General features: G+C 36.9%; 18 protein-coding genes and 1 riboswitch. Of the genes, 6 read left to right on the top strand and 12 right to left on the bottom strand.

Annotated elements, in window-relative coordinates; all coding sequences use genetic code 11:
- Nucleotides 1-258: 258 nt before the first annotated feature.
- The 9 genes from IC221_RS21515 to mce all read right to left on the bottom strand — a co-directional run bounded on the left by IC221_RS21515 (nt 259) and on the right by mce (nt 11,049).
- Nucleotides 259-1,218 carry a quinone oxidoreductase gene (locus tag IC221_RS21515; RefSeq protein WP_188170933.1) on the bottom strand — a complete coding sequence of 320 codons (960 nt, stop codon included), beginning with the start codon at nt 1,216-1,218 and terminating at the stop codon, nt 259-261.
- 155 nt (nt 1,219-1,373) lie between these two features.
- Nucleotides 1,374-2,249: an esterase family protein gene (locus IC221_RS21510; protein ID WP_188170932.1), complete on the bottom strand. Its 876-nt coding sequence runs from the start codon at nt 2,247-2,249 to the stop codon at nt 1,374-1,376.
- Between the two features lie 158 nt (nt 2,250-2,407).
- Nucleotides 2,408-4,558 (bottom strand): methylmalonyl-CoA mutase, encoded by a 2,151-nt coding sequence (gene scpA / locus IC221_RS21505; protein ID WP_188170931.1) that lies wholly within the window; start codon nt 4,556-4,558, stop codon nt 2,408-2,410.
- A 45-nt stretch (nt 4,559-4,603) separates the two neighbouring features.
- Nucleotides 4,604-6,442 carry a methylmalonyl-CoA mutase family protein gene (locus tag IC221_RS21500; protein ID WP_188170930.1) on the bottom strand — a complete coding sequence of 613 codons (1,839 nt, stop codon included), beginning with the start codon at nt 6,440-6,442 and terminating at the stop codon, nt 4,604-4,606.
- 144 nt (nt 6,443-6,586) lie between these two features.
- Nucleotides 6,587-7,894, bottom strand: coding sequence for a sodium ion-translocating decarboxylase subunit beta (locus IC221_RS21495; RefSeq protein ID WP_223241454.1), 1,308 nt, complete (start codon nt 7,892-7,894; stop codon nt 6,587-6,589).
- Between the two features lie 33 nt (nt 7,895-7,927).
- Nucleotides 7,928-8,347 carry a biotin/lipoyl-containing protein gene (locus IC221_RS21490; protein WP_044200482.1) on the bottom strand — a complete coding sequence of 140 codons (420 nt, stop codon included), beginning with the start codon at nt 8,345-8,347 and terminating at the stop codon, nt 7,928-7,930.
- Between the two features lie 11 nt (nt 8,348-8,358).
- On the bottom strand, nt 8,359-8,733 hold the full coding sequence (locus tag IC221_RS21485) for an OadG family transporter subunit (protein WP_188170929.1): 375 nt from the start codon (nt 8,731-8,733) through the stop codon (nt 8,359-8,361).
- A 12-nt stretch (nt 8,734-8,745) separates the two neighbouring features.
- Complete coding sequence (locus tag IC221_RS21480) at nt 8,746-10,308, bottom strand: acyl-CoA carboxylase subunit beta (protein WP_188170928.1); 1,563 nt, start codon at nt 10,306-10,308, stop codon at nt 8,746-8,748.
- Between the two features lie 336 nt (nt 10,309-10,644).
- Nucleotides 10,645-11,049 carry a methylmalonyl-CoA epimerase gene (mce, locus tag IC221_RS21475; RefSeq protein WP_062621209.1) on the bottom strand — a complete coding sequence of 135 codons (405 nt, stop codon included), beginning with the start codon at nt 11,047-11,049 and terminating at the stop codon, nt 10,645-10,647.
- Between the two features lie 450 nt (nt 11,050-11,499).
- Between mce and meaB the strand changes: the two genes are divergently transcribed.
- On the top strand, nt 11,500-12,525 hold the full coding sequence (meaB, locus tag IC221_RS21470) for a methylmalonyl Co-A mutase-associated GTPase MeaB (RefSeq protein WP_188170927.1): 1,026 nt from the start codon (nt 11,500-11,502) through the stop codon (nt 12,523-12,525).
- Nucleotides 12,506-12,844, top strand: coding sequence for an arsenate reductase (glutaredoxin) (arsC, locus tag IC221_RS21465; RefSeq protein WP_188170926.1), 339 nt, complete (start codon nt 12,506-12,508; stop codon nt 12,842-12,844). Before meaB ends, arsC begins: the two co-directional genes overlap by 20 nt.
- Nucleotides 12,845-12,992: 148 nt before the next feature.
- On the opposite strand, the gene IC221_RS21460 is transcribed toward arsC, so the two are convergent.
- Complete coding sequence (locus IC221_RS21460; protein ID WP_188170925.1) at nt 12,993-14,234, bottom strand: hypothetical protein; 1,242 nt, start codon at nt 14,232-14,234, stop codon at nt 12,993-12,995.
- Between the two features lie 75 nt (nt 14,235-14,309).
- Between IC221_RS21460 and IC221_RS21455 the strand changes: the two genes are divergently transcribed.
- From IC221_RS21455 to IC221_RS21440, 4 genes are all read left to right on the top strand, one after another.
- Nucleotides 14,310-15,167: an N-acetylmuramoyl-L-alanine amidase-like domain-containing protein gene (locus IC221_RS21455; protein WP_188170924.1), complete on the top strand. Its 858-nt coding sequence runs from the start codon at nt 14,310-14,312 to the stop codon at nt 15,165-15,167.
- A gap of 64 nt (nt 15,168-15,231) precedes the next feature.
- Nucleotides 15,232-15,429: riboswitch (cobalamin riboswitch) on the top strand.
- A 19-nt stretch (nt 15,430-15,448) separates the two neighbouring features.
- Entirely contained in the window at nt 15,449-16,615 is a 1,167-nt protein-coding gene (locus IC221_RS21450) for an ABC transporter substrate-binding protein (RefSeq protein ID WP_188170923.1), read from the top strand.
- Nucleotides 16,616-16,618: 3 nt separating this feature from the next.
- A complete protein-coding gene (locus tag IC221_RS21445) occupies nt 16,619-18,490 on the top strand; it encodes a TonB-dependent siderophore receptor (RefSeq protein WP_188170922.1) in 1,872 nt (623 codons plus the stop codon).
- Nucleotides 18,491-18,502: 12 nt separating this feature from the next.
- A complete protein-coding gene (locus tag IC221_RS21440) occupies nt 18,503-19,591 on the top strand; it encodes a DUF5074 domain-containing protein (RefSeq protein WP_188170921.1) in 1,089 nt (362 codons plus the stop codon).
- Between the two features lie 275 nt (nt 19,592-19,866).
- On the opposite strand, the gene IC221_RS21435 is transcribed toward IC221_RS21440, so the two are convergent.
- Nucleotides 19,867-20,325, bottom strand: a complete 459-nt coding sequence (locus tag IC221_RS21435; protein WP_188170920.1) for a T9SS type A sorting domain-containing protein — start codon at nt 20,323-20,325, stop codon at nt 19,867-19,869.
- Between the two features lie 12 nt (nt 20,326-20,337).
- Entirely contained in the window at nt 20,338-24,810 is a 4,473-nt protein-coding gene (locus tag IC221_RS21430) for a di-heme oxidoredictase family protein (protein WP_188170919.1), read from the bottom strand.
- Nucleotides 24,811-24,989 lie beyond the last annotated feature (179 nt).

Raw genomic sequence — 24,989 nt, 5'->3', positions numbered from 1 at the left:
ATTTTTAAACTGTTTATGTTCATACGATTTAAAAATGAAGAGTATTTGGAATTTTTGATGGTTTTGCGACAGCCCCTCGCGAACCATAATACACTACCATTTATCCTTCATAAAAGGATTAAATCACGAAGTTTTAGTTTACAGTGTATAAAATATTAAGCTAAAGATAGTTTTGAATTATTTTAGCTTAGTACTTCATCCTCAATAAACAAAAATATTATTAGAATTAAAATGAATAAACACTTTTGCAATAAACTACTATGGGACAAGTAAAACTTTACTTGAGCTTTGTCCGCCCTCTAAATATTCATGTGCTTTCTTTCCATCAGAGAGTTTAAAAGTTACAGGCTCTTTGATTTTGACAATACCTTTTTCAATTAATTCAAAAAGAGCGTTTGCCCTTGACATTCTCTCTTCATGATTGACCAAATAACTCCAAAGGTATCCACCTGTAAGTGTTTTACTTGTATCCATCAGCATTCTTGGATCAATGGCTACAGGATCTCCTCCACTCATACCATAAAAAACTACTGTACCTGTATCTTTAGTTACTTCGAAAGAATCCATAATGGTAGCTCCAACACTATCATAAACAACATCGACTCCATTTCCATCAGTGATTTCTATTACTTTATTCAACCAATTGTCATCCAACTGAATTGCATGATCTGCATTTGTGTCAAGAATCGTTTGTAGCTTATTTTCACTTCGAGTTAAACCAATGACTGTGGCTCCCTTTGATTTACAGATTTGTGACAAAATTTGCCCCACTCCTCCTGATGCAGCATGAATTAGAACAGTCTCTCCATGTTTTACTTGGTAACTATCATTGGCCAAGTAATGAGCAGTAAGACCTTGCAATAAAACGGTTGCAGCAAGTGAAAAATTGACTTTTTCTGAAATGGGTATAGCATGTTCTTCGGGTACAACAATAAACTCTGCATTGGCAAATGGAACGTCAGTATAGGCTATTCTATCACCGACTTTGTAAAGATCAGATTTTGATTCCACCACAACACCGGCCCCTTCATAACCTGCAATAAATGGTGGTTGACCTTTCAGATGATAATTCCCTTTTCTTCTATAAATATCAGCAAAATTCAACCCGATGACTTTATTTTCAACTAATACTTCATTGGTCTTGATTTCTGGTTTCTGAACTTCGATGTAATCTAAAACTTCAGGTCCGCCAAAACTTGAAAAAGTAAGTGCTTTCATTTAAATATTTATTCGATTGGAAGTAAAAAAGTATATCAAAATAAGAGGTTCAACTCCTTCTATTTTTGATATACTTTATCTGAATGCAATACTAAGCAAAATTAGATTTCTAACCTAAATTCGTGAATATTGTAAATTATTCTTTCGTCTTAATTTTAATATTGATGAAAGGATTTAGTGACAAACTCCAAAACTGTTGGTAGAGCAGTTCTCCAATAAGTCCAATTATGAGCACCATCTCTTACCCTATACTCATGTGGAATCTTTTTATCTCTCATCAGGATATGCATTTTGCTATTACCTTCATAAAGAAAATCATCATCACCACAATCAATATACCAGCGGATTTTATCATTCCATTCTATCTTTTCAGGAAGTTGTTCCATCAAAACTAAAGGGTTGTTTTTATCATAATGTGCTTGAATTTCTTTTTTTGATTTCCCTTCGTAATAGGGAGCCATTTCCTTTTTTCTTTGGTCAAAGTCCGCCTCTCCAAACCATGCACTCAATGGACATGCTGCGGCAAATAATTCAGGGTGGCGTAATGCATAAATGAAGGTTCCTCCTCCTCCCATACTTAAGCCTGCAATAGCACGATAACGTTTTTCATTCCTTGTTCGATATGTGGCTTCGATATGAGGCATTAGTTCTTTAAAGAAATAATCTTCATAATTCCATTTACCATCAATGTTGTTGGTATAACCTATTCGGTCCGTATCCGCATCTGGCATCACAATAATCATAGGAGTTGCTTTACCTTCCATTATGGTTTGATCAGTGATACGTTGTACCTCTCCAAATTGTACCCAACCTGTGTGATTATCACTATAACCATGCAATAAATATAACACCGGATAACTTCTTTCAGAAGTTTCATAACCTTCTGGAAAATAGATCGAATACTTCTTGTCTACTCCTAAAATCTCACTTTTTACCGTTTTGGTTTCAAAGACTTTTGATGTTTGGCTGAAAAGAAAAAATGGCGAGGAAAGCAGATATAATGTAAGTAGTAATTTTAAATAATAATTCATTCGTTGCTAATAATAAGTTTTTAAAAACTTGAATCTAAATAGTTTTACGTAACGGGGCAAGAATTAAAAAATTCTGACGATATAAAAAAAGGAGCGCCGTAATCGCAAACGGCACCCCCTCATTATCTCACAAATTATATTTGGTATATAATTTCAGCTTATTTTTCCACTTCATCCTCTTCCAAAAGTAGTGTAAGTACTTTCTTCGCTGAATATGGAACTCTTGTACCAGGACCGAAGATCGCTGCTACTTTGTTGTCTAAAAGGAATTGGTAATCTTGCTCTGGAATTACACCACCTGCAAATACCATGATATCCTCACGACCTAAACGTGCTAACTCTTCAATTAATTGAGGAATTAACGTTTTGTGACCTGCTGCCAATGATGATGCACCTACACAGTCCACATCATTTTCAGCTGCTTGACGAGCCACTTCTTCTGGAGTCTGGAACAATGGTCCCATATCCACGTCAAATCCGATGTCTGCGAATGAAGTTGCAATTACTTTTGCACCTCTATCGTGACCATCTTGACCCATCTTAGCGATCATTACTCTTGGACGTCTACCTTCCAATTTCTCGAATTCATTTGCTAATTCTTTTGCTTCAGCAAACGATTTATCACCTGCTACCTCATGAGAGTAAACTCCTGAGATATTACGGATTGTAGCTTTATATCTACCGAAATCTTTTTCCATAGCATCTGAAATTTCACCAAGAGAAGCACGGCATCTTGCTGCCTCAACTGCTAACTCTAATAAGTTGCCTTCACCTGTTACAGCTGCCTTTTCGATAGCTTCAAGTGCTGCATTTACTTTATCAGCGTCACGCTCTTCTCTCATTTTCTTTAAACGAGCAATTTGACCTTCACGAACTACTGTATTGTCGATTTCTAATACGTCGATTTCAGTCTTTTCGTCTGAAATATACTTATTTACACCGACAATTGTATCCTGACCTGAGTCAATACGAGCTTGTTTTCTAGCGGAAGCTTCCTCAATTCTCATTTTCGGAATACCTTTTTCAATTGCTTTCGCAATACCGCCATGCTCTTCTACTTCTTCGATAAGTTTCCAAGCTTTTTGTGCGATCTCATTTGTCAAGTACTCCACATAGTGTGAACCTGCCCATGGATCAATTACCTTACAAACGTTTGTTTCATCTTGGATGTAAAGCTGCGTATTACGAGCGATACGTGCCGAGAAATCTGTAGGTAATGCAATAGCCTCATCAAGTGCGTTGGTGTGAAGTGATTGAGTATGACCCAATGCTGCACCCATTGCTTCAATTGCTGTTCTAGCTACGTTGTTAAATGGATCCTGCTCCGACAATGACCAACCTGAAGTTTGAGAGTGTGTTCTCAAGGCCATTGATTTAGGATTTTTAGGGTTGAATTGCTTAACAATTTTCGCCCAAAGCATACGACCTGCTCTCATCTTAGCAATCTCCATGAAGTGGTTCATACCGATTGCCCAGAAGAATGATAAACGAGGTGCGAATGCATCAATATCTAATCCAGCTGCTTTACCAGCTCTTAAGTATTCTAAACCGTCCGCAAGTGTGTAAGCCAACTCGATGTCTGCTGTAGCACCTGCTTCTTGCATGTGGTATCCCGAAATAGAAATAGAGTTGTATTTCGGCATGTTGTTAGAAGTATAAGAGAAGATATCTGAGATGATTCTCATTGATGGTTTTGGAGGATAGATGTACGTGTTACGTACCATGAATTCCTTCAAAATATCATTTTGGATTGTACCACTCAATTTCTCTTTTGATACTCCAGACTCTTCAGCTGCAACAATGTAGAACGCTAATACAGGGATTACCGCACCGTTCATTGTCATTGATACTGACATTTTATCCAATGGAATATCATTGAATAAAACTTTCATATCTTCTACTGAATCAATGGCTACACCTGCTTTACCAACGTCACCAACTACACGTGGGTGATCTGAATCGTAACCACGGTGAGTTGCTAAGTCAAAGGCTACTGAAAGACCTTTTTGACCTGCTGCTAAGTTTCTTTTGTAGAATGCGTTTGACTCCTCTGCTGTAGAGAAACCTGCATACTGACGGATAGTCCAAGGTCTCAAAGCGTACATCGCTGAGTAAGGACCTCTTAAGAATGGAGGAAGACCTGCTCCGAATTCAAGATGCTCAGCACTTTGAGTATCTTCTTTAGAAAACTTCTGCTTTACTTCGATTCCCTCCGCAGTTGTCCACAGCTTACCTTGCTCTTCTACAAGTGTCTCCGCTGAAACAACTTTGATATCATTTATATTAAGTTTTGAAAAATCTGGTTTCATTTCCTTCGTTTTTTAAATTGAAAACATTACGTTCAAGAAGACCAATTAAGCGATCTCTAAATCTGCTTGGAATTGGCTTAACGCTTGAATGGCATTCGTTTTCACGTGAACAAATCCATCAACACCTGCTTCTGTGTAAGCTGCTTCGAATTCACCTGGGAATCCAGCAAGGATTAATTTCTTACCTTTTGCTTCAGAAGCTTTGAATGCTTTCGCGAATGCCGCTACATGCTCTTGGTATTCTGGATCCGAAGAACACATCACTACGATATCAGCATCTGTTTGGATAGCACCTTGGATTGCTTCTTCAACTGAATTAAAGAATTGTTCCTCAGAGATAAATCCAGCAGTACCGAAGAAGTCCATAGCGAAAGTTGATCTTGCTTTACGCATTGCTAGGTTACCGAACAAAGTATTGAATACTTTAGGACGAACACCGCCATCATGAACGTATTTCTCAGTCTTAAGACGAAGGTTCTCAAACTGTAGAGTAGCACGTTGTGGTAATAACAATTCTACCTCAGCCACTGTATCGTGATTTACTGCAACACCTTCTGGGTTGATCACTTCTTGCTGGTTAGGGTATCTGTTTGTACCAACGTAAACACTTCTACGTTGAGCGATTAATTTTTCTTTTTGATCTCTCGTTTTTTGGATCAAGCTTTGGATTCCACCTGATTTGAATGAAGCTAAGAAACCGTCTTCAGATTCAATTGTTTGGAATAATAATAAAGCAGCATCCAATAACTTTTCAGTTAATGTATCGATGTAGTATGATCCCGCTGCAGGGTCAGCTACTTTACCCAAGTAAGCCTCTTCTCTCATTAGGTGAGAAATATTCAGTGCAACTCTTTGAGATTGTCTTGTTGGCTTTTCGTAAGAAGCATTGTGTGCTTCGATATTGATTGCATCAACACCACCCAATACTGCAGACATTGCTTCCGTAGTGTTACGAAGCATGTTTACGTTTGGATCATACAATGATTTAGACCAAAGTGAAGAATTACCAACGATTACGATGTTGTTTGCATCGAAAGACGCATCGTAAAGTTTAGCAATTTCTAAAACTAATAATCTGAAAGCTCTGAATTTAGCAATTTCGTGGAAGTAGTCACCTCCTACTGTCGCTTGGAAAATTACATTGCTTAATACTTCAGTTGGCTCAACGTCAAATTTTGCTAATTGATCGATGTACTCTACTAATGTATTTAAAGTGAATGCTAATTCCTGTACGTGGTTTGCACCAGCGTTTACAAAAGCATCAGATGCAACTGAGATCACTTTGAAGTTAGGCATTTCAGCAGTATAAGAAATCAATCTTGATAAACGCTGGAATCCTTCCTCATCCATTGCACCTGTTGTAGTAAAATCATGGATTGGATCAAAGTGAATGTAACCTGCTACTTTGTCCAAAGAAACACCGTGAATGTGTAGGTAACCTACATAATCTCTCATTAGTGTTCTTGGGTGTTTTACATTTTCAAAACCAATACTGATCATTTCAATACTGATTCCTTTTAATGCTTGCTCGATGTCGAAGTCTTGAATACTATCTACATCAAACACTAGACCTTCAACACCGCGGTCTAATAAATATAAAGCGTTCGTGTTTACTTCTGCATTATCGTTACCTACTACTCTCTGGAATGATTTCCAGTCCATCCCCTCATTTTCGTTAGAAGGTAAGATGTTTTTTAGTTCACTTAGTAATTGGGATTTATTTTCTCTATCCTCAGAAGTGAAGTATGGAGGAATAGTCATTCCGTTTTCAGTTTTCCATACTAGCTTTTTATCGAAGTCAGCTCCTTTTAGGTCAGTAATAACTTTTTCTTTCCAAGTTTCTTTACTGATCGGTTCGAAGTCTGAAAATAATTTTTCAGCCATATTTATGTAATTTTGTGTGTATTGGTGATACAATAATAAAACAAATCTCTTGGACTATATCAATTTTGATATAGTGGAGTATGTTTGGAAACTAACTTCCGGCAAAAAATCAGGTTCCAAACACACTTTCATCTCAGTGGAAGATTACATTCCTCCTACTTGCTGGAAGTAAGACAAGAAGCTTATCAAGATACCCGCTGCTACTGCTGAACCAATTACACCTGCTACGTTAGGTGCCATGGCATGCATTAATAAGTGGTTATTTGAATCGGCTTTTAGTCCTTCCTGCTGTACTACTCTTGCTGAGTCAGGTACTGCAGATACTCCTGCTGCTCCAATCAATGGGTTAATTTTATTATCACCTTTTAAGAATAAATTCATCATTTTGGCGAAAGCTAACCCTGAGAATGTTGCGATGGCGAAGGCTACTGCACCCAAAGCGAAGATTTTCAATGAACTAGTCGTAATGAAAACACTTGCTTGAGTAGATGCACCTACCGTTACCCCTAGTAAGATAGTAATGATGTCGATCATAGAAGTTCTTGCTGTATTCGCTAAACGTTCTGTGTGACCCGACTCTTTCAACAAGTTACCGAAGAACAACATACCTAATAGCGGTAGTGCACTTGGTGAGATAAATGTTGTTAAGATAAGACCTACCAATGGGAAAAGAATCTTCTCTGTTTTTGTCACCGTTCTTGGTGGTTTCATACGGATTTTTCTTTCCTCCGGCGTTGTCATTAAACGCATGATAGGTGGTTGTATCACTGGTACAAGTGCCATATAAGAATATGCTGCAATGGCAATTGCTCCTAGTAAATGTGGTGCAGATTTAGAAGAAAGGAAGATGGCTGTTGGGCCGTCAGCACCACCAATAATACCAATGGCTGCTGCTTCATTTAAATCAAAACCTAAGCTAATTGCACCGATGAACGTTAAGAATACACCCACTTGAGCGGCTGCTCCTAAAAGCATCAATTTTGGATTGGCAATCAAAGAAGTAAAATCTGTCATCGCTCCAATTCCTAAGAAGATAAGCGGAGGATATATACCCTTTTCAACACCAAAATATAAATAACTTAATACTGAACCTTCTTCATAAATACCAATTTGGTTTCCTGCTACAAATGGAATATTACCAATAATAACACCTGCTCCAATTGGAATCAGTAAAAGTGGTTCGTAATCAAATTTAATTGCTAAAAATATAAATAATAACCCCACACAGATCATTACAAAGTTTGGCAAAGTCAAGTTTGCGAAACCAGTCATTGACAAGAAGTTCATCAGACCATTCATTGCCAATGCGTTAAAATCTTGTGGTGCACCTGTTGCAACTGCTGCTTGAGTCACTTCACCAATAGTTTGATTTGATAGACCCGCAGCTGATGCTGCTGCCCATGAAATCATAATGGTGGCAATGGCTCCAAAGACGATAAATAAGCGTTTCATATTCATAATAATAATTGTTTAGAATGAAACCACTTACGCCATTTCTACAAGAACCTCTCCTTGTAATACTGACGTACCTTCTTCTACTTTAATGCTTGCAATTGTACCATCTGCTTCAGCTAATACATTGTTTTCCATTTTCATTGCTTCCATGGTCATCAATACATCGCCTTGTTTCACTGCATCACCTTCTTTGAAGTTGATCGTCATTACAGTACCAGGAAGTGGTGCTACAATGTTTGATTTCTTCGCTGAACGAGTAATTGCTTTTGGTGCTGCTGTTCTTGGAGCTTCAGAACGCATTAGTTTTGGAGTTTTAGAAGTTTTTACCTCCTTGTCCATCTCTACTTTGTAAGGTGTACCATTGACTTCTAATTCAATAGCCTGACCTTCAACTCCTTTTATTGTAACGGCATAGTTGTTACCGTTAACTGTAAAATTATAGTTTTTCATTTTATTCGGTATTAACGGTTAAGCTGACTGCCATGAACTGAATAGATTTTCGAACTCCATGGTGAGTAAGCTTTTTTCACTTTTTGGATCGTTAGGATGGTTGATTCTTCATCATGTGCTTCTGCCATGTAGTGGTAAACTGCTGCCGCAATTGCAGCATTCACTTCACCTGATACCTTAGTGGCATTGATCACTAACTCTTCATCATCCTTTTTAATCACAATTTGTTTTGGTTTGTTGATCTTGTTCATCACGATCGGTACCAAATAGGTAAATGAGATGAACAGAAGGAATAATAAAGTCAATGTAAAGAATACTAATCCTACCCCAACCAATGTGATCACTAATCCTTCAGTCAAACCAAATTGTGTTACTTGATTTTCCATATTATTTATTGATTAAAGTGGAATATTAGAGTGCTTCTTAGGAGGATTAACTTCTTTCTTCGTCGCTAATACTTCTAAACCTCTACAGATTCTGAATCTTGTATTTCTTGGTTCGATTACATCATCAATAAATCCGTATTTAGCTGCTTGATAAGGGTTAGCGAATTTCTCCACGTATTCTTCCTCTTTATCTTGCATGAATTTCGCTCTCTCCGCTTTATCTTCGATTGAACGAATTGCTCTACCTTCTAATACTTCTACAGCACCTTTAGCACCCATTACTGCGATTTCGGCAGTTGGCCATGCATAGTTGATATCACCTCTTAATTGCTTAGAACTCATTACGTCGTGTGCTCCACCGTATGATTTTCTAAGTGTAATAGTGATTTTAGGGACTGTAGCTTCACCGTAAGCAAATAATAACTTGGCACCGTGAAGGATAATACCGCCATACTCTTGACCTGAACCTGGTAAGAAACCTGGTACGTCTACTAATGTTACGATTGGAATATTGAACGCATCACAGAAACGAACGAAACGTGCTGCTTTTTTAGATGCTTCAATATCAAGTACACCCGCTAAGAATGAAGGTTGGTTGGCAATAATACCTACTGGACGGCCATTGAAACGAGCAAAACCTGTGATAATGTTTTTAGCATAAGCTCTGTGTGTTTCTAAGAATTCCTCATTATCTACAAGTAAGTGAATAACATCTAGCATGTTATACGGCTTGTTCGGATCATCAGGAATTACCTCGTTCAGTTTATCCTCAATTCTTTCGATTGGGTCATTACATGGGATTTGTGGTGGCTCTTCAAGGTTATTTGAAGGCAAGAAACTCATCAACTTACGGATTAACAATAATGTCTCCTCATCGTTTTCAGTCATCATGTGAGCCACACCTGATTTAGAAGCGTGCATGTTAGCACCACCTAAATCTTCTACAGAGATCACCTCACCTGTCACTGATTTTACTACTTTAGGACCCGTCACAAACATGTATGATGTTTGGTCAGTCATAAGAATAAAATCTGTAAGTGCTGGAGAGTATACCGCACCACCTGCACAAGGCCCTAAGATTGCAGAAATCTGAGGTACTACACCTGATGCCATAATGTTTCTTTGGAAGATTTCAGCATAACCCGCAAGAGACCTAACGCCTTCTTGTATACGAGCTCCACCTGAATCATTCAAACCAATAACCGGTGCTCCTACTTTCATTGCTTGATCCATTACTTTACAGATCTTTTGTGCAAATGTTTCAGAAAGTGAACCTCCGAATACTGTGAAGTCTTGTGCGAATACATAAACAACTCTACCGTCAATAGTACCGTGACCTGTCACTACACCATCTGATAAATATTGTTGTTTATCCAAGCCGAAAGATTTCGTACGGTGCGTTACAAACATATCGTACTCCTCAAAACTACCTTCATCTAAAAGAAGGTCAATTCTTTCTCTGGCTGTTAACTTACCTTGACTATGTTGCTTGTCAATTCTTTTTTCACCACCACCTAAGCGGGCTTGTGATCTTTTTTCTACAAGTTCTCTAACCTTATCTCTGTTAGTTCCCATTGATAATTCCCAGCGGGTATTTGTCAAATATTTAACTACACTTTTTACAGTGTATCTAATTCATTTTACTGTGATGTAAGAAAGTCAAGGCAATAACCGTCCAGCCCTGTATTTCTACAGGTTTAAAAAAATCAATTTTAATCTACTGTTAAGATAGCATCGTTAAGCCTTTATGGGAGAACGATTACTGCTCATGACGTGCCTTAGCCTCTTTTTCTTACTTTTAGTAGTTGTGTCATTTAACTACTGAGGTTTGGGTAACTTTCTTTTATTCTAAGAGGTCACCCATTTGGTTACACTACTTTATGTACTTGGTAGGTATTCAAAAGTAATAGCTTATTTCTTCTCGCAAAGTTCAGTAAGAACTCCATGAGTTGATTTTGGATGCAAGAAAGCAATATCTAATCCCTCTGCTCCTTTTCTTGGTGTTTTATCTAATAAACGAACGCCTTTTCCTTCAGCATCTTCAAGATTCTTTTCGATATCTTTTACTGCAAATGCTAAGTGGTGCATACCTGGTCCTTTTTTAGCGACGAATTTTCCGATTGGACCATCTTCTGATGTAGACTCTAAAAGCTCAATTTTAGTATCCCCTACTTTAAAGAAAGCAGTTTTCACTTTTTGCTCTTCTACTTCTTCAATAGCATAACATTTAAGCCCTAATACTTCTTCGTAATACTTAATTGACTCTTCTAAGTTTTCTACTGCTACACCAATGTGCTCAATGTGTGATATATTCATTTCTTGTTGCTTTTAATAGTAAGTAATAAAAAAGGCGTGATAAGCTTGTTGACCTTTATTATGTATCGTAAAAGTCATACAAAAAGAAATTGTTTGTGATAACATTCATCATCTAAATAAAGATTAAAATCATAAAAACTGTTTCACTTCAAAAAAACAAAGGATTTAAATATATTTATTAATCTGAATATCAGCTGTTTATATTAGAGATAAATATCATCTTTCGCCTTATTTAGAAATAGTAAAAAAAATTAAAAAATATTAGAAATTGTATTATGAACACAATTAATACCTTTTTAGAAGAATTGTATGTAGCTTTGTAAAGGTAAAAACAGTGATAGGCTTCTTCTCATTTATTATAATATACACAAATACCCAGTTCCTAATTTATAGCATATAAATAGATTGGGCTAAATGAATTATTCAACATAAAACCGTTCTTCTTTTACCATGAGATATAAAAGAAAAAAAAGACTTAGTGCACAGGAATATGCTGATGGCATTATAAGTGGTAACAGAATAATATTAAGTAGAGCCATTACAATTATAGAAAGTAAACTCCCTGCCGACGTTATTTTGGCAGAAGAAATACTTGAACTTATTCTTCCGCATACTGGTAATACACTTAGAGTGGGTATTACAGGGGTTCCTGGTGTTGGTAAAAGTACCTTTATTGAATCTTTTGGGAAATATATCACTTCAAAAAACATGCAATTGGCGGTATTGACCATTGACCCAAGTTCACAAATCAGTGGTGGTAGTATTTTGGGGGATAAAACCCGAATGGAAGAATTATCCAATGATCCATTAGCATATGTTCGTCCTTCTGCAGCAGGAAGTGCTTTAGGAGGTGTAAATCATAAAACAAGAGAAACTATGTTGCTTTGTGAAGCGGCAGGTTTTGATGTTATTTTAATAGAAACAGTAGGTGTTGGTCAGTCAGAAACTACCGTGAAAGGTATAGTTGACTTCTTCTTACTATTGATGCTTGCTGGTGCAGGTGATGAACTCCAAGGTATCAAAAGAGGTATTATGGAAATGGCCGACGCAATTGCAATTACAAAATGTGATGGTGATAATGTACATCGTGGCAAAATGGCAAGAGCAAGTTATCAGAATGCATTGCACTTGTTCCCTCCTGCTGAATCAGGCTGGGCTCCAAAAGTAATGACCTGTTCTTCTGTACAGAATGAAGGCTTGGATGAAATATTGGAGAATATCTTGAAGTTCGAGAAAGAAATGAAAGAGAAAGGCTTCTTCCAATCCAACCGTCAGAGTCAGAACTTACACTGGATGCACGAAACTATCGACAACCACCTCAAAAGAGCGTTCTATACCAATGAGTCAGTAGAAGGAAATCTAAATCATTTGGAGAATCAAGTAATTCAAAATAAATTGCCGGCGATTGCAGGTGCAAGAAAGTTATTGGAATTATTTAACCAAACGAGAACAGAAAATGATAAAAATATGGCATAATCCAAGATGCTCGAAAAGTAGGGAATCTTTGAATTTATTGATGGAAAATGGCGAAGAGGTTGAAGTGAGAGAATATTTGAAAGATGCTCCTTCGAAAGCTGAAATTGAAGAAATTCTTTCGATGCTAAACATCGCACCTCTGGCCCTTATCCGTAAAGGAGAAGCCATTTATAAAGAAAATTTCAAAGGCAAAGAACTTACCGACGAAGAATACATCAATGCCATGGTAGAATATCCAAAATTGATCGAAAGACCTATCGTTATTAAGGATAACAAAGCTGTTATCGGTAGACCACCTTCATTGGTATTGGATTTATAAAATATTTCAAGGGAAAAGGTTCAAGGGATTACTCTTGAGCCTTTTTTGATGGCTATATTTTGAGATTTAAGACTCTAATTGTTTAACAAGAGCATAAAAAAGCCAGTCCTTTTTCAGAACTGGCCTCAATATTAAAAAGAAAAACTTCTTAGTCTTCCTCTACATAATTGTAAGATGGTGTTGATGGTGCAGTCATTTGCTCTTTTTTAAGCAATTCTAATTTCTCCTTCTCTTCTTCAAGCTGATAACGAATTTCACTCTTCTGTTTCGCTAATTCTGCATCTCTTTTCTTCTTCTCCTCACATGTACCTGCATACCAATGTCCCACTCCTGCTTTATAAGCATTGTAAGGGTTTTTGTAATCTTCTCCATCACAACCACAAACTGGGTCTTCAGAGAAGTTATAAGTCACTTTTCTATCTTCACCTTCTGGTATTTTACAACTAAAGGATCTCAATGTCTCAATGTCTTTCTGGGCTAAAGGAAGAGACGTTTTCATTGTACGAGTACACTTCGTTGGAAAATAAACTGTTTTATCAAATTGATAAGCATGGGCGTAAACCAGGAACTCATCACCCTCAAAATAAACAAAATCACATGAAGAATAATCAGCCCTTAAATATACTTTTCTTGAAGGATACAAAGAGCCTTTCCAATATTCTGAAACGACCATACCTATTCGATCGTAACCTTCTTCCATGGCTTGTACTTCAAATACTTTTCCTACAAAAACAGCTTCAGATTCCTTGTAGGCTTGCTCAATTGAAACACTTTCTCTTATACAATCACAAGGAATAAATTTATCATCCACCCATTGTCCTTGTTCAGTATCACCATTGATGTAAAGCATGATCCCTTTTCCGTTTCGTTTTCCTTTGGACCAGTTTCCTATGTATTGAGAACCATTGGCGTAGTAGTGAATACCTTCACCACTCACTTCATTTTGGATCCAAGTCCCTTCGTGTCTTTCACCTGATTTGGTAACTAAAACACCTCTACCATGCATTTTTCCATCTAAGAAACCACCTTGATAGATATCTCCATTTGCCCAATGGTAAATACCCAATCCATACGGTACTCCTTTATCAAAATTACCTTCATAACTATTACCGTTCGCAAAAACAAGTTTTCCTTTCCCCTCCATCATGTCATTTCTCCACTTTCCTTGATAGACAGTACCGTCTTCCCATGTATATGTACCGTATCCGTGTCTCTTACCATCACCATTAAACTGCCCCACATACTTATCTTTATCTGGATTCTCGCTAATCTGAGCTTCAACATAAGAGAATTGTAGCGTAAATAATATTGATAGAAGTAAAGGGAAAATCGATTTTCTATTTGTAAAAATAAAATCTAAAGAGGTTCTTTGTTTATTAAAGATTGTCATAATTTAGTATTGATCGATATTTAATGACGATTGAAATCAAAATATTTCATTCTGCTAAAATGCTAAAAAAATAATATGTTCAGATATTTCTTCTCCTTTATTATTACATTATTTATCACTTTTTCACTTCAAGCTCAAATTGTTTGCTCAAATGCCAGCAAAATCGCTTTGGATAAAAAAATTGAGGAACTTAATAAAATGAAAGTAGACACTTTTAATATTCCTCTAAGGGAAGGTAATATTGCCCGTATTTTTTTAGACACTCCTTATTTAGAAAAGACACTCGAAATAGGAAAAAAGGAGGAATTAGTGATCAATTTTGTAGGTTTTGATTGTACAACTTTTGTTGAAAGTGTCACAGCAATGAACTTACTTTTTAATCATGCCCCTTCATTAAGAAACTTAAATCATTATGCTACTATCCTAGAACGTTTAAGGTATAGAAATGGTCAATTGACAGGATATGGCAGTCGATTGCATTACTTTACAGAATGGGTATTAAACAATCAGAAAAAAGGAATTTTGAAGGATATGACACTAGAGATTGGTGGTCAAATGTACAATAAAAAGATCAATTTTATGAGTACGCATATATCCTCTTATAAACGATTAATTGATAATGACTCTGCCGTCAATACTATAAGAGTCGCAGAAACTACGATTAATCAGCAACCACTGTCGCAAATTTACATCAAAGATATTGCGGCTTATGAAGATAAAATTCAAGAAGGTGATATCATTGCTTTAGTCACTAAAATTAATGGTTTGGATGTCTCTCATGTTGGAATTGCCGTGAAAAAATTGGATAGAATTCATCTTCTTCATGCTTCACAATCCTCTGGTAAAGTAGTCATTACCAACAAACCATTGGCAGAATGGTTAAAAAATAGTAAACTAAATACGGGTATCACTGTAGCTAGGCTTAACCCCTAATTTAATATTCATTAATATATTTTTATTAATAATTATTGATCAAAATCACTCCAAATAATAATAGTTACAGATAGGAAACTAAAAATCTATCTTTCATATTTGCACATGTAAACAAAGGGAATTTGGTGTAAATCCAAGACAGTCCCCGCTACTGTAATTCTCACCTATTGGGTTAGGTTGATGATTGGCCACTTTCATTTTTGATGGGAAGGCACATTGTAAAAGAAGAGTCAGGATACCTTTTTTACTGTTTTATCTTCGGGTGCAAAGTATTTTTTACAATGAGTCAGTTATCCAATAAATTAGTTGTTATAATCGCCTTACTATTTACATTAAGTTGTAATACCACCGAACAAGGCAACACTAATTCTGCTAAGCAGCAACAAGAGACAGCGTCTACTATCAGTAGTCCTGTACAATATGCAAAAACATTCAACTTAGAATATAAAGAAGGTTACAAACTCCTTCATCTCATTGACCCTTTCTCTGAATATAAAAAAACAAGTACGTTTGTTTTGCTTCCTCACGGTGCAAAAACTCCACAAGGATTTAAGAAAAATCAAATCATAAGAATTCCTGTCAAGAAGGTAATCACGACTACCACTGCTCAAACCTCAATGATGGAAGAGTTAGGTAGTATTGACTGCATCAAAGGTTACATTTCAAAAGACTACATGTATAGTCAAACCGTTGTAGACCGTATGGAAAGTGGAGAAATCATAACAGTTGGCTACGACATTGCGAATAACACCGAGAAAATCATTGCTTCAAGTGCTGATTTGGTAATGGTAGTAGGCAGTAGCACTACTAATTCTTCTTCTTTCCCTATCCTCAATAAAGTCAATATTCCAGTATTAGCCAATACGGACTGGCAGGAAAACCATTTATTGGGCAGAGCAGAATGGATTAAGGTATTTGGTGCACTTTTGAATAAAGAAAAAGAGGCCAATGCGATTTTTGAAAAAGTAGAACGTCAGTACAAATCCTATATAGAAGTTGCTAAAACGGCTAAAACACATCCTTCTGTTATTTCTGGCTTACCTTACAAAGGGATGTGGTCAGTGCCTGGTGGAAAATCTTATTTAGCCATTGCTTTTGATCAGGCTTCAGCAGATTACCCTTGGGCTGCAACTACACAAACAGGAAGTATTCAACTTGATTTAGAAGGTGTTTATGCCAAAGGCGGACATGCCGATTATTGGTTAAATGTAGGTCAACTCACTACGTTAGAAGCACTTCAAAATAGTGACTCAAGGTATTTGAAATTTAATGCCTTTAAAGAGAAAAATGTTTATAATAACAATAAAAGGTTAAGAAACGGAATGGCTAACGATTATTGGGGAACAGGTATGGTACATCCCGAATTGATCATTGCCGACCTTATTAAAATCCTCCATCCTGATCTTCTCCCGGATCACCAACTTTTCTTCTATCATAAATTAAAGTAGAAAATGAAATTCTATATTTTCATGACATTCCTTCTACTATGCTTTTCTCAAAGCTATAGTCAGACCTATAAATTGCCAGATAGGGAGTTAAAAGAAGTTGAAATTGTATCGAAATCCATGAAATATTACAGTCAGGGTTCGAATATTCAAACCATTGATAGTACAGAAATTCAATTTCACAATGAAGGAACTCTTGCTGCTTTATTGAGAGATAAAGCTTCAGTATATATCAGAGAATATGGTGCACCTGGGCAATTGACAACAATCTCAATGCGTGGTATGTCTCCCACAAATACTGCAATAATGTGGAATGGTATCAATTTAAATTCCATGACATTGGGGCAAACAGACATGTCAACAATCAATACATTCTACTTTGATAATGTTGATCTTCAATACGGTGCTAGTTCTGCTCAATATGGTACTGGAGCAGTCGGTGGTTCTATTATTTTAAAAGATAACATACATTGGGACGCTCAAAAAAATCATTTTGAGATACAAACAGCTTACGGAAGTTTTAATCAACAATTTTATGGTTTTAAAGGAGAATACGGAGGGAAAAAGTGGCGACACAAAACTGTAGGACTCTACCAAAAATCAGACAATGATTACCGTTTTTATAATGAATATCATAAAGAATATCAAAACGTAAACAATGCTGATTTTGAACATTACGGTATCTTACATGAAACACATTTTAAGCCGACTGAAAATCAAGAATGGTCTATAAACCTTTGGTATACCAAAGATGATAGAAGTATTCAACCTATAATGATTGAGAATATGCTGCCTAATGATGGTTTTATGGAAAACACGGCATTTAGAGGGCTCATCAACCATCAATTACATACTAAAAAGTGGACTCATGTAAGTAGTGTAGCCTATATAAAAGATGAGCTTTTCAGCGGAGGTGATGATATCATAGCAACAGAACGTATACAGGCAGATTATAGAGGAGAAACATCATTGAGTAATTCTATTTCATTGCAAACAGGCTTTTATGTGATGAATATATGGCCCAATGTACACGCATATGATTCAAAGACTGAAGAATTCAGAGCTTCAGTATTTTTAGCCTTGCGTTATGACATCACTAATCGATTTACAGTATCTACAGTCTTAAGGCAAACATTCGTTTCAAGTTTAACTCCTCCATTTACGCCATCTCTTGACCTTTCGTATTCGTTCTTGAATGAATACGGTAAATCTCTAACACTAAAGAGTTCTGTAGGTCGAAGTTATAGAGTACCAACCATGAACGAGAGATATTGGGGAGAAAAGTCTAATCCTGACATTGAACCTGAGGATGGTTTTAATGTTGACTTAGGTCTTGATTATTCTCAAGATTTCTCTGGAATTACGATGAATGCTAATGTTACTGGTTTTTATCTGAGAACTTATAATAAAATTCTTTGGGTACCGGGTAATCCTGCCTATGCCAAGAATATTAAAAATACAAGGTCATTTGGTATAGAATCTAATGTAAATGTAAGTAATCAAAATACAGATGAATTGTTAAAATGGAAAGCCGGAATAGCTTATACGTTTACGGATGCTCAGAATACTGATAAAAACAAGCAATTAATCTATGTCCCTAAACACCTTTTTAAAGCCTTTGTTAGCCTAAATTATCATGGATGGGGATTAAATGTTGATCACAATTATGTTGGAAAAAGAACGACATCAAGTGATTTCCATAATTTAGATGCCTATCACCTTATCAACCTTGGATTCAGCAAGTTAATTCAACTACAAGAAAATAATTTAATGTTGACATTAAAGGTCAACAATCTCATGAACGAGACTTATCAGAATTACGAAGAATACCCAATGCCGGGGATCAATTATATGTTAAAAGCAAATATCACTTTTTAATAAAGAAAGAATATGAAAAACAATTACAAATTTCAACTCGTCTTTGCGTTTATCGCTATACTGTTCACATCATGTATTGATGATAAAGAAACTACTCCTTATGTACCTGGTTCAGAAGGATTCCATGTAGGGCACTCAGGTGCTTTTGGTAAACCAAAAACATCATCAGTATCTGCAGTTTCAATGAGTGATAGTGATACGACATTTTCACACTTAGCCTATATGAGTGCAAATGGTGAAGAACTAGGCGGTAACATTGAAGGTTTTGATTCAAATGGTCAACTTACAGTGATCACAACTGCTTCAACAAGTCAAATCATTGTATGCGACACGAAAACTTTAGAAAAGAAATTTGTTGTAACAGATAGTGTTGACAACCCAAGATATACTGCATTTGATGGTAATAGAGCTTATGTTACAGTTTGGGGGCCTATTCAACCAGACTACAGCTATATTAGACCAAAAGTATTGGTTATCAATCTTACTACTGGTGAACTAGAAGACTGGTTCTCTGTAGGTTCAAATCCTGAAGGTATTGCTATTAAAGATGGAAAAATCTATGTAGCTGCTTCTTACACTCCAAATGTAGAAGTTTATAACCTTTCTGATTTAACTGCAGCTCCTGAATTAATCACTATTGATGCATCTCCTCAACACTTTGCATTTGATGCGGATAATAACTTATGGGTATCAGCAGTAAGTGCTTGGAGCTTTCCTGTTGAGAGTGAAGACATTGGTTTAGCTAAATTGAACACAACTGATAATTCTTTAGAAACTTTAATCAACTACACTGGTATTGGTGGAGAAGGTTACATCAAAGCCTCTACTGACGGATCAACAATCTTTGGTATTGGTGCAGAACCATGGCCATCTTCAACAACAGAAGTTGTTGAGTTTGATTTATCAGGTAAAAAATATGATACAATTATTTCAGGTGAAGGCTTTAAAGGAGTGGGACAAAACCCTGCGTCGAAAGACATTTATGTTGCTGTCACGCCTGATTATGAAAATAGTGGTTTAGTGAAAGTATATTCTGAAACTGGATCTGAGAAAGCATCAATGGAAGTTGGTCTTGCTCCTTTCCACTTTATTTTCTACTAAAAAGATATTTTGTCAAATATTAAGTGTATAAGAGCCTAGGGGTTTTATTCCTAGGCTCTTTTTATTACCCCACCTTTCAAACTCCCACCACTTATAAAGTGATGAGAGTAAAAGATGAAACTTATTGATTTGTTATATCAAAATTCTGTTTAACGTAACTGTTCTACTGTTTAGAATAATTGATACGTCACAAGCTAAATTATTGTCAACTTTCAATCACCCTTTCGAAGTAGAGCAAATCTTCTGATCCCTAAATAATTTAGTTGACAATAGGACTAATAGCTCACTATTAACCTTTTGGTGATTGTCTTGCCTGTTTTACTGGTGAAGGTCATGACATAAACACCGGAAGGCAATGTCATTTTATCCCCAATCATAAAACTTCTCTTTTCATTGATTTCAAAAGTTGAAATTAACGTTCCCAAAGGAGAATAAAGTTTTACATTTCCACTCAATGCGGACAATGATTCTACATTAAACTTACCAAATCGATTGGGATTAGGGTAAATATTTAAATCAAAAGCATTTAGGTCTTCTGATTCAGCACTACTCTTTATTCGAGCAGAGGAAGAGGTACAAGCTAAATCAGCTTCCGCTTGTGTCTCAAAACATTGATCACACCCTTGTATTGGTCTACAAGGAGGACATTTCACCGTGATTGAAGCAACATCTTGGGCAACAACTGTCCCAATAGTGCTCATCAAAAAAATGGAGAGATATATTATTATTTTCATTATTGATATCGATTAAAGAGATTCTACAAATTTTACTACCGCTTGTTTTTCTTCAGTTGTCAAAGCCTCATAAGCTGCTCTTGCTCCTGCTGCTTCACCTCCATGTTGCATAATTGCTTGATCTGTTGTAGTGGCTGATCCATTGTGCATAAACAAGAGGTTTCTACCATTTCGTTCTAGAAGTTGTAAGTTGTAATACAATCCCCAAAGAGCAGGAGTTCTGTAAGATCCGCCTGTACCAACATCGTGTAATTTCATATCAGTGTAAGGGCGAATCACTAAATCTCTAAACTCTTTTGGAGCATCATTTCTCGTTTTCTGAGTTTCAGTATGACAGCCTGCACAACCCGCTTCTAAGAATTTAATATGACCTAACCCTACTGCAGGATCATCATAAACACCTTTAGACCTTGTCGGTACCGTTAAGAATTTCGTGTAGGCCACAATTAAATCGACATCCTCTTGTGTAATCTGATTTGGATCACTTGCGTCAATACCATGATCATTTAATAATGCTGCTACTGTCTGACTTTCTACCGTAGGTTGAGAACCTTCCCAAGTTAATCCCACTTCTGCCCCTGCAATCCATTGGAGTAAACCAACCCCATACACTGGTGGAGGAAGTAACATTCCTTTCGGTGTACTAACTAATTCTGATCCTCTACCATCTCTAAAGTGACATGTTCCACAAGTTGTAGATCCAATTTTCACCTCTCCCAGTACTCTATTGTCTTGCTGACCATCACCTTGTCCTCTATGTCGTACTCCATGGAATAAGTGATGTCCTTCTAAGAAATCATCTACATCATCATCGTCCTCTAAAGTGATCAGGTGCTGTGTGAAGACTGCATCTTGTTCCTCTTTCGTGAACTGTCCAGAACCTGATAAAATCATATTACTAGAGGCTTTCCCTGCCATGGATAAACGTGGATCACCAAATGTATTGAAACCTTGTCCTACCACATAGTTCTGGAATGTATTGTAGTGTTGCGCTCCTTTGCTCCATGGCACTCCGTCTACCAAAGCAGTAACGGCGGTAATTTCATAAGAAATGATATTACCATAATTCACGGTATTAATATCTGACCAAGGGTAAAGGTCTCCTCCTTCATCCAAAGTTGGACCACCTGGTGCTATATATGCGGAATATGAAGGTGTTGAAGCACCGCCTTTCGCCAAAAACTCCATTCTTCGGACAGGGATTCTGTTTCCTCCTTCCCAAATCAGTTTATCTTTATCAGGTAGGTTGTCTTGATCTTTGTGACGTATGGTGTAATCTTTTGTAGAATATAAGAACTGCTCAAAACGGACATTATCTGAACCATCTGTTACCACTGTTTCGTATCGATCCAATGTTCTTAATAATGAGCCATTGTGTGAGGCATCGAATATAGCCTCTGTAATACCATCCTGAGGATGAGGGTGTCTGAAACGCATCCAACTTGCTCCTTTTGAAGTGATTGTTGGTCGATTATCTGGGTCTACTCTTTCTCCTTTAGTTGTAAATAGACCTGAGTAATGCCAAATATCAGCCGGATCATAGGTATTCATCTGCGTATTACGCTTATAACGGAAGAAGTAGTAATAATCTCCTGCTCCTACACATTCTTCTGGTACTTTTGCTTGGAAATTATCTCCTAATTCAGCAGTATAAAATGTTACTTGGTTACATGAGCAATGCATTTCGAAAGAACCTGCATTGGTTTGCATCTGATCCAAAACACCTGGACCAACATTTACTGAAACCTCTGTTAAATCTTCACTCAAATCAAAAGACCATCCATGCTCCCTAGCCGGGCTTCCAATAGTTGGTGTTGGTAATGCTGGTGCCGGATAAACTACCAATGGTATGTCTCCACAAGGATCTTCCTCACAAGGTGCACAAGGCCCTCCACAATCCACTCTTGTTTCTCCTTGATTTCTAATACCATCATAACAAGTTGGTAAAGGTCCTCCTTCTTTGATGGTAACTTCTCCCAAGTTAATTGGGCATTCTCCACCATCACCCCAACGTACAACTATATCATAGGTACCTGGCGTCATATCTGCTAAAGTGAACCATTGAGAATCATCTTGTTTCACGTAAGGATATGTTTCACCACCATCTAAAGAGAATTCCAATATAGCTCTTCCTTCTACATCATCATAAGCAAAAGTAATGGTACCGTCATTCTCGTTTTCAAATGACTCATTTGTACTTGAAATAGTAGCATTTGGATTGGGTGTGCCATTACAGACGAGATCACATGAGATACATTCACTACCACCACAATCAACGCCCGTCTCATCTCCATTCTGAATACCGTCGTCACAAGTTGGGCATGGTGCACAACTCGATCCACCACAGTCAACACCCGTCTCGTCTCCATTCTGAATGCCATCATTACAGGTTGGAACAAAATAACATTGTGTTACTTGAGCTACTTTTTCTTGCTCATTACTACCTTGTACTTTAATAGTATAGTCTACTCCTGCACTTATAGTAACATTTCTTTTATAATATCCATCTTCTTGAGCATCTGGAGGGTAACAACCTCCATTCAAACACAAGTACAACGCAGTTCCTGCCTCTTCACTAAAATATAAAATGCCTTGTCCATCCACAATTGTAAGACCAAATTCACTACATGTTCCTTCCCCTGTTCCACCTGATTGACAAGGTGTACATGAACCACCACAATCTATTCCTGTTTCATCGCCATTTTGAATACCATCCGAACAAGTATCCACTACTTCCTCTTTCACTATCCACCAAGAACCATTGGCTCCTTCACCATTGATGTCTCCTTCGTTATTATCTCCTGAATAATAATAAAGAGGTTGACCATTGAGTGTTAATTGTAATTGACCATCACAAGTACCACTTAAACCAAATTCTCCTGTTACACCATTCGGTAAACGAGATGGCAAGTTTAGATTCAGTTTAGCATCTGTAACTACATAAGGCCAGCTCTGAGCACACCCTCCTGTACAGTTTGTAAATTCACTATTATCGCTTGTCCATGTATAAATCGTCTTGGCAGGCTGATCATCATATTTGGCAATTAAATATTCACCGTATTCAGGTGAAGTTGCAATAGAAATGACAAGGTCTTTTGTCGGTTCAGGGTTTTCACATTCCAAACAAACTCCACCACAATCAATACCAACTTCATTTCCATCTTTCAAACCATTTTCACATGATCCTACGGTAACTGTACCCAATTGGATTTCACATTCATCATTGGACCAACGTGCTGTCAAGTTATAAGCACCAGATGCTTTATTATTAATTGTCAAAGATTGTTCCGTCAAAGCCACAGTATAATCTGTATTATCCAAATTAAATGTAATGGAGTCATAATCATTATTTACATTATCAAAATTGATGGTTACACTGCCATCCAAAGCTCCATTAGAAGTTTCATTAATCGTAGATACACCCCTAAAAACATTCGAAAGATCATTTAAACCTGTACAAGGTTGGGGTTCCCCTCCTACAAACTTCACTTGATCAATATTAAGTGCATTATCTCCTGTCTGATATACAATAGAGAAATCATCACCAGCATTCATCACCTCTTGGATCACAATACTCTGATAACTATTGACCCATGCTCCTGTCGCAGTAAAAGTTGCATTCCCTTTGTCAACACCATTGATAAAATAAGAAATTGCTCCGCTTTGTTCTGAAGCATAAACGATTTCTACTGAAATAGCATTGGGTATATTTTTAATTTCAAAACCAGCTCCTTGTGATGAAATATAAGCTACACCTTGACCTCCTGATGCTGATAAGTCACTATATAAACTTGCTCCACCTAAAACTGTCGCTGCTTCAGCTTCAATAATCACCTCAGTACCTGAATCAATCTGACAAGGTGTACAAGACCCACCACAATCTACACCTGTTTCATCACCATTCTGAATACCATCATCACAAGTCGGTAAAGGTTCAGTTTGGCAAGGTGTACATGATCCGCCACAATCAATTCCCGTTTCATCACCATTTTGAATGCCATCATCACAAGTTGGTAAAGGTTCGGTTTGACAAGGTGTACAAGATCCACCACAATCCACACCTGTTTCATCACCATTTTGAATGCCATCATCACAAGTTGGTGTAGAAGTACCCTCTTCTGTAGCAACCGCAGTATAGACAGGAGAGATGAATTGACCGTTAGACGCTGCAATTTTGATTTGAATATCATACGTATTACCTGCTGTAATATTGGAAGTGGGCCTTTCCCATCTATTTCCAATTTTTTCGCCGCTCCTACAATCTGCCCCCAAGCAAATGTAATTCCACCCACCGGTCCATTCGGGTTGATGTTCAAAATAGATTACGGCATCACCAGATGCTTTCACTTCTATTCCATAACCTTGGGCAAAGCTTGAGATGTTGAAAGAGAGTAATAGTAAAACAGTGCAAAGAGAAAACTGCTTTAAAAGTTTGAGTAAAGAATATTGAACCAACATGGAACAATATCCTGTAAAGTTTTTCATCAACATAACTGATTTTTAATTCATTAAAAAAGATTCCATACCACTATTCATAGTTAAGTGTTGCTGAAAGGTAGCATACGAGAATCCTTTTCGAATTATGTTGATGTACTACAAATCTACTGATAATAATACGTTAATAGTACACTTGAAAAAACACGTCCTTTTTACACAACGTCACT

The organism is Flammeovirga sp. EKP202, assembly GCF_014534745.1.
In the GTDB taxonomy this organism is placed as follows: Bacteria; Bacteroidota; Bacteroidia; order Cytophagales; family Flammeovirgaceae; genus Flammeovirga.
The sequence above is the reverse complement of the archived record's forward strand: the minus strand, read 5'-3'. Positions and strand labels throughout refer to the sequence as shown.

Excerpts from the sequence above, each read along its gene's own strand:
- IC221_RS21515 (WP_188170933.1), bottom strand. The coding sequence starts at position 1,218 with ATGAAAGCACTTACTTTTTCAAGTTTTGGCGGACCTGAAGTTTTAGAT.
- scpA (WP_188170931.1), bottom strand. The coding sequence starts at position 4,558 with ATGAAACCAGATTTTTCAAAACTTAATATAAATGATATCAAAGTTGTT.
- IC221_RS21455 (WP_188170924.1), top strand. The coding sequence starts at position 14,310 with ATGTTCAGATATTTCTTCTCCTTTATTATTACATTATTTATCACTTTT.
- meaB (WP_188170927.1), top strand. The coding sequence starts at position 11,500 with ATGAGATATAAAAGAAAAAAAAGACTTAGTGCACAGGAATATGCTGAT.
- IC221_RS21495 (WP_223241454.1), bottom strand. The coding sequence starts at position 7,894 with ATGAAACGCTTATTTATCGTCTTTGGAGCCATTGCCACCATTATGATT.
- IC221_RS21480 (WP_188170928.1), bottom strand. The coding sequence starts at position 10,308 with ATGGGAACTAACAGAGATAAGGTTAGAGAACTTGTAGAAAAAAGATCA.
- arsC (WP_188170926.1), top strand. The coding sequence starts at position 12,506 with ATGATAAAAATATGGCATAATCCAAGATGCTCGAAAAGTAGGGAATCT.
- IC221_RS21490 (WP_044200482.1), bottom strand. The coding sequence starts at position 8,347 with ATGAAAAACTATAATTTTACAGTTAACGGTAACAACTATGCCGTTACA.
- IC221_RS21445 (WP_188170922.1), top strand. The coding sequence starts at position 16,619 with ATGAAATTCTATATTTTCATGACATTCCTTCTACTATGCTTTTCTCAA.
- IC221_RS21430 (WP_188170919.1), bottom strand. The coding sequence starts at position 24,810 with ATGAAAAACTTTACAGGATATTGTTCCATGTTGGTTCAATATTCTTTA.
- IC221_RS21485 (WP_188170929.1), bottom strand. The coding sequence starts at position 8,733 with ATGGAAAATCAAGTAACACAATTTGGTTTGACTGAAGGATTAGTGATC.
- IC221_RS21435 (WP_188170920.1), bottom strand. The coding sequence starts at position 20,325 with ATGAAAATAATAATATATCTCTCCATTTTTTTGATGAGCACTATTGGG.
- IC221_RS21460 (WP_188170925.1), bottom strand. The coding sequence starts at position 14,234 with ATGACAATCTTTAATAAACAAAGAACCTCTTTAGATTTTATTTTTACA.
- IC221_RS21450 (WP_188170923.1), top strand. The coding sequence starts at position 15,449 with ATGAGTCAGTTATCCAATAAATTAGTTGTTATAATCGCCTTACTATTT.
- IC221_RS21510 (WP_188170932.1), bottom strand. The coding sequence starts at position 2,249 with ATGAATTATTATTTAAAATTACTACTTACATTATATCTGCTTTCCTCG.
- IC221_RS21440 (WP_188170921.1), top strand. The coding sequence starts at position 18,503 with ATGAAAAACAATTACAAATTTCAACTCGTCTTTGCGTTTATCGCTATA.
- mce (WP_062621209.1), bottom strand. The coding sequence starts at position 11,049 with ATGAATATATCACACATTGAGCACATTGGTGTAGCAGTAGAAAACTTA.
- IC221_RS21500 (WP_188170930.1), bottom strand. The coding sequence starts at position 6,442 with ATGGCTGAAAAATTATTTTCAGACTTCGAACCGATCAGTAAAGAAACT.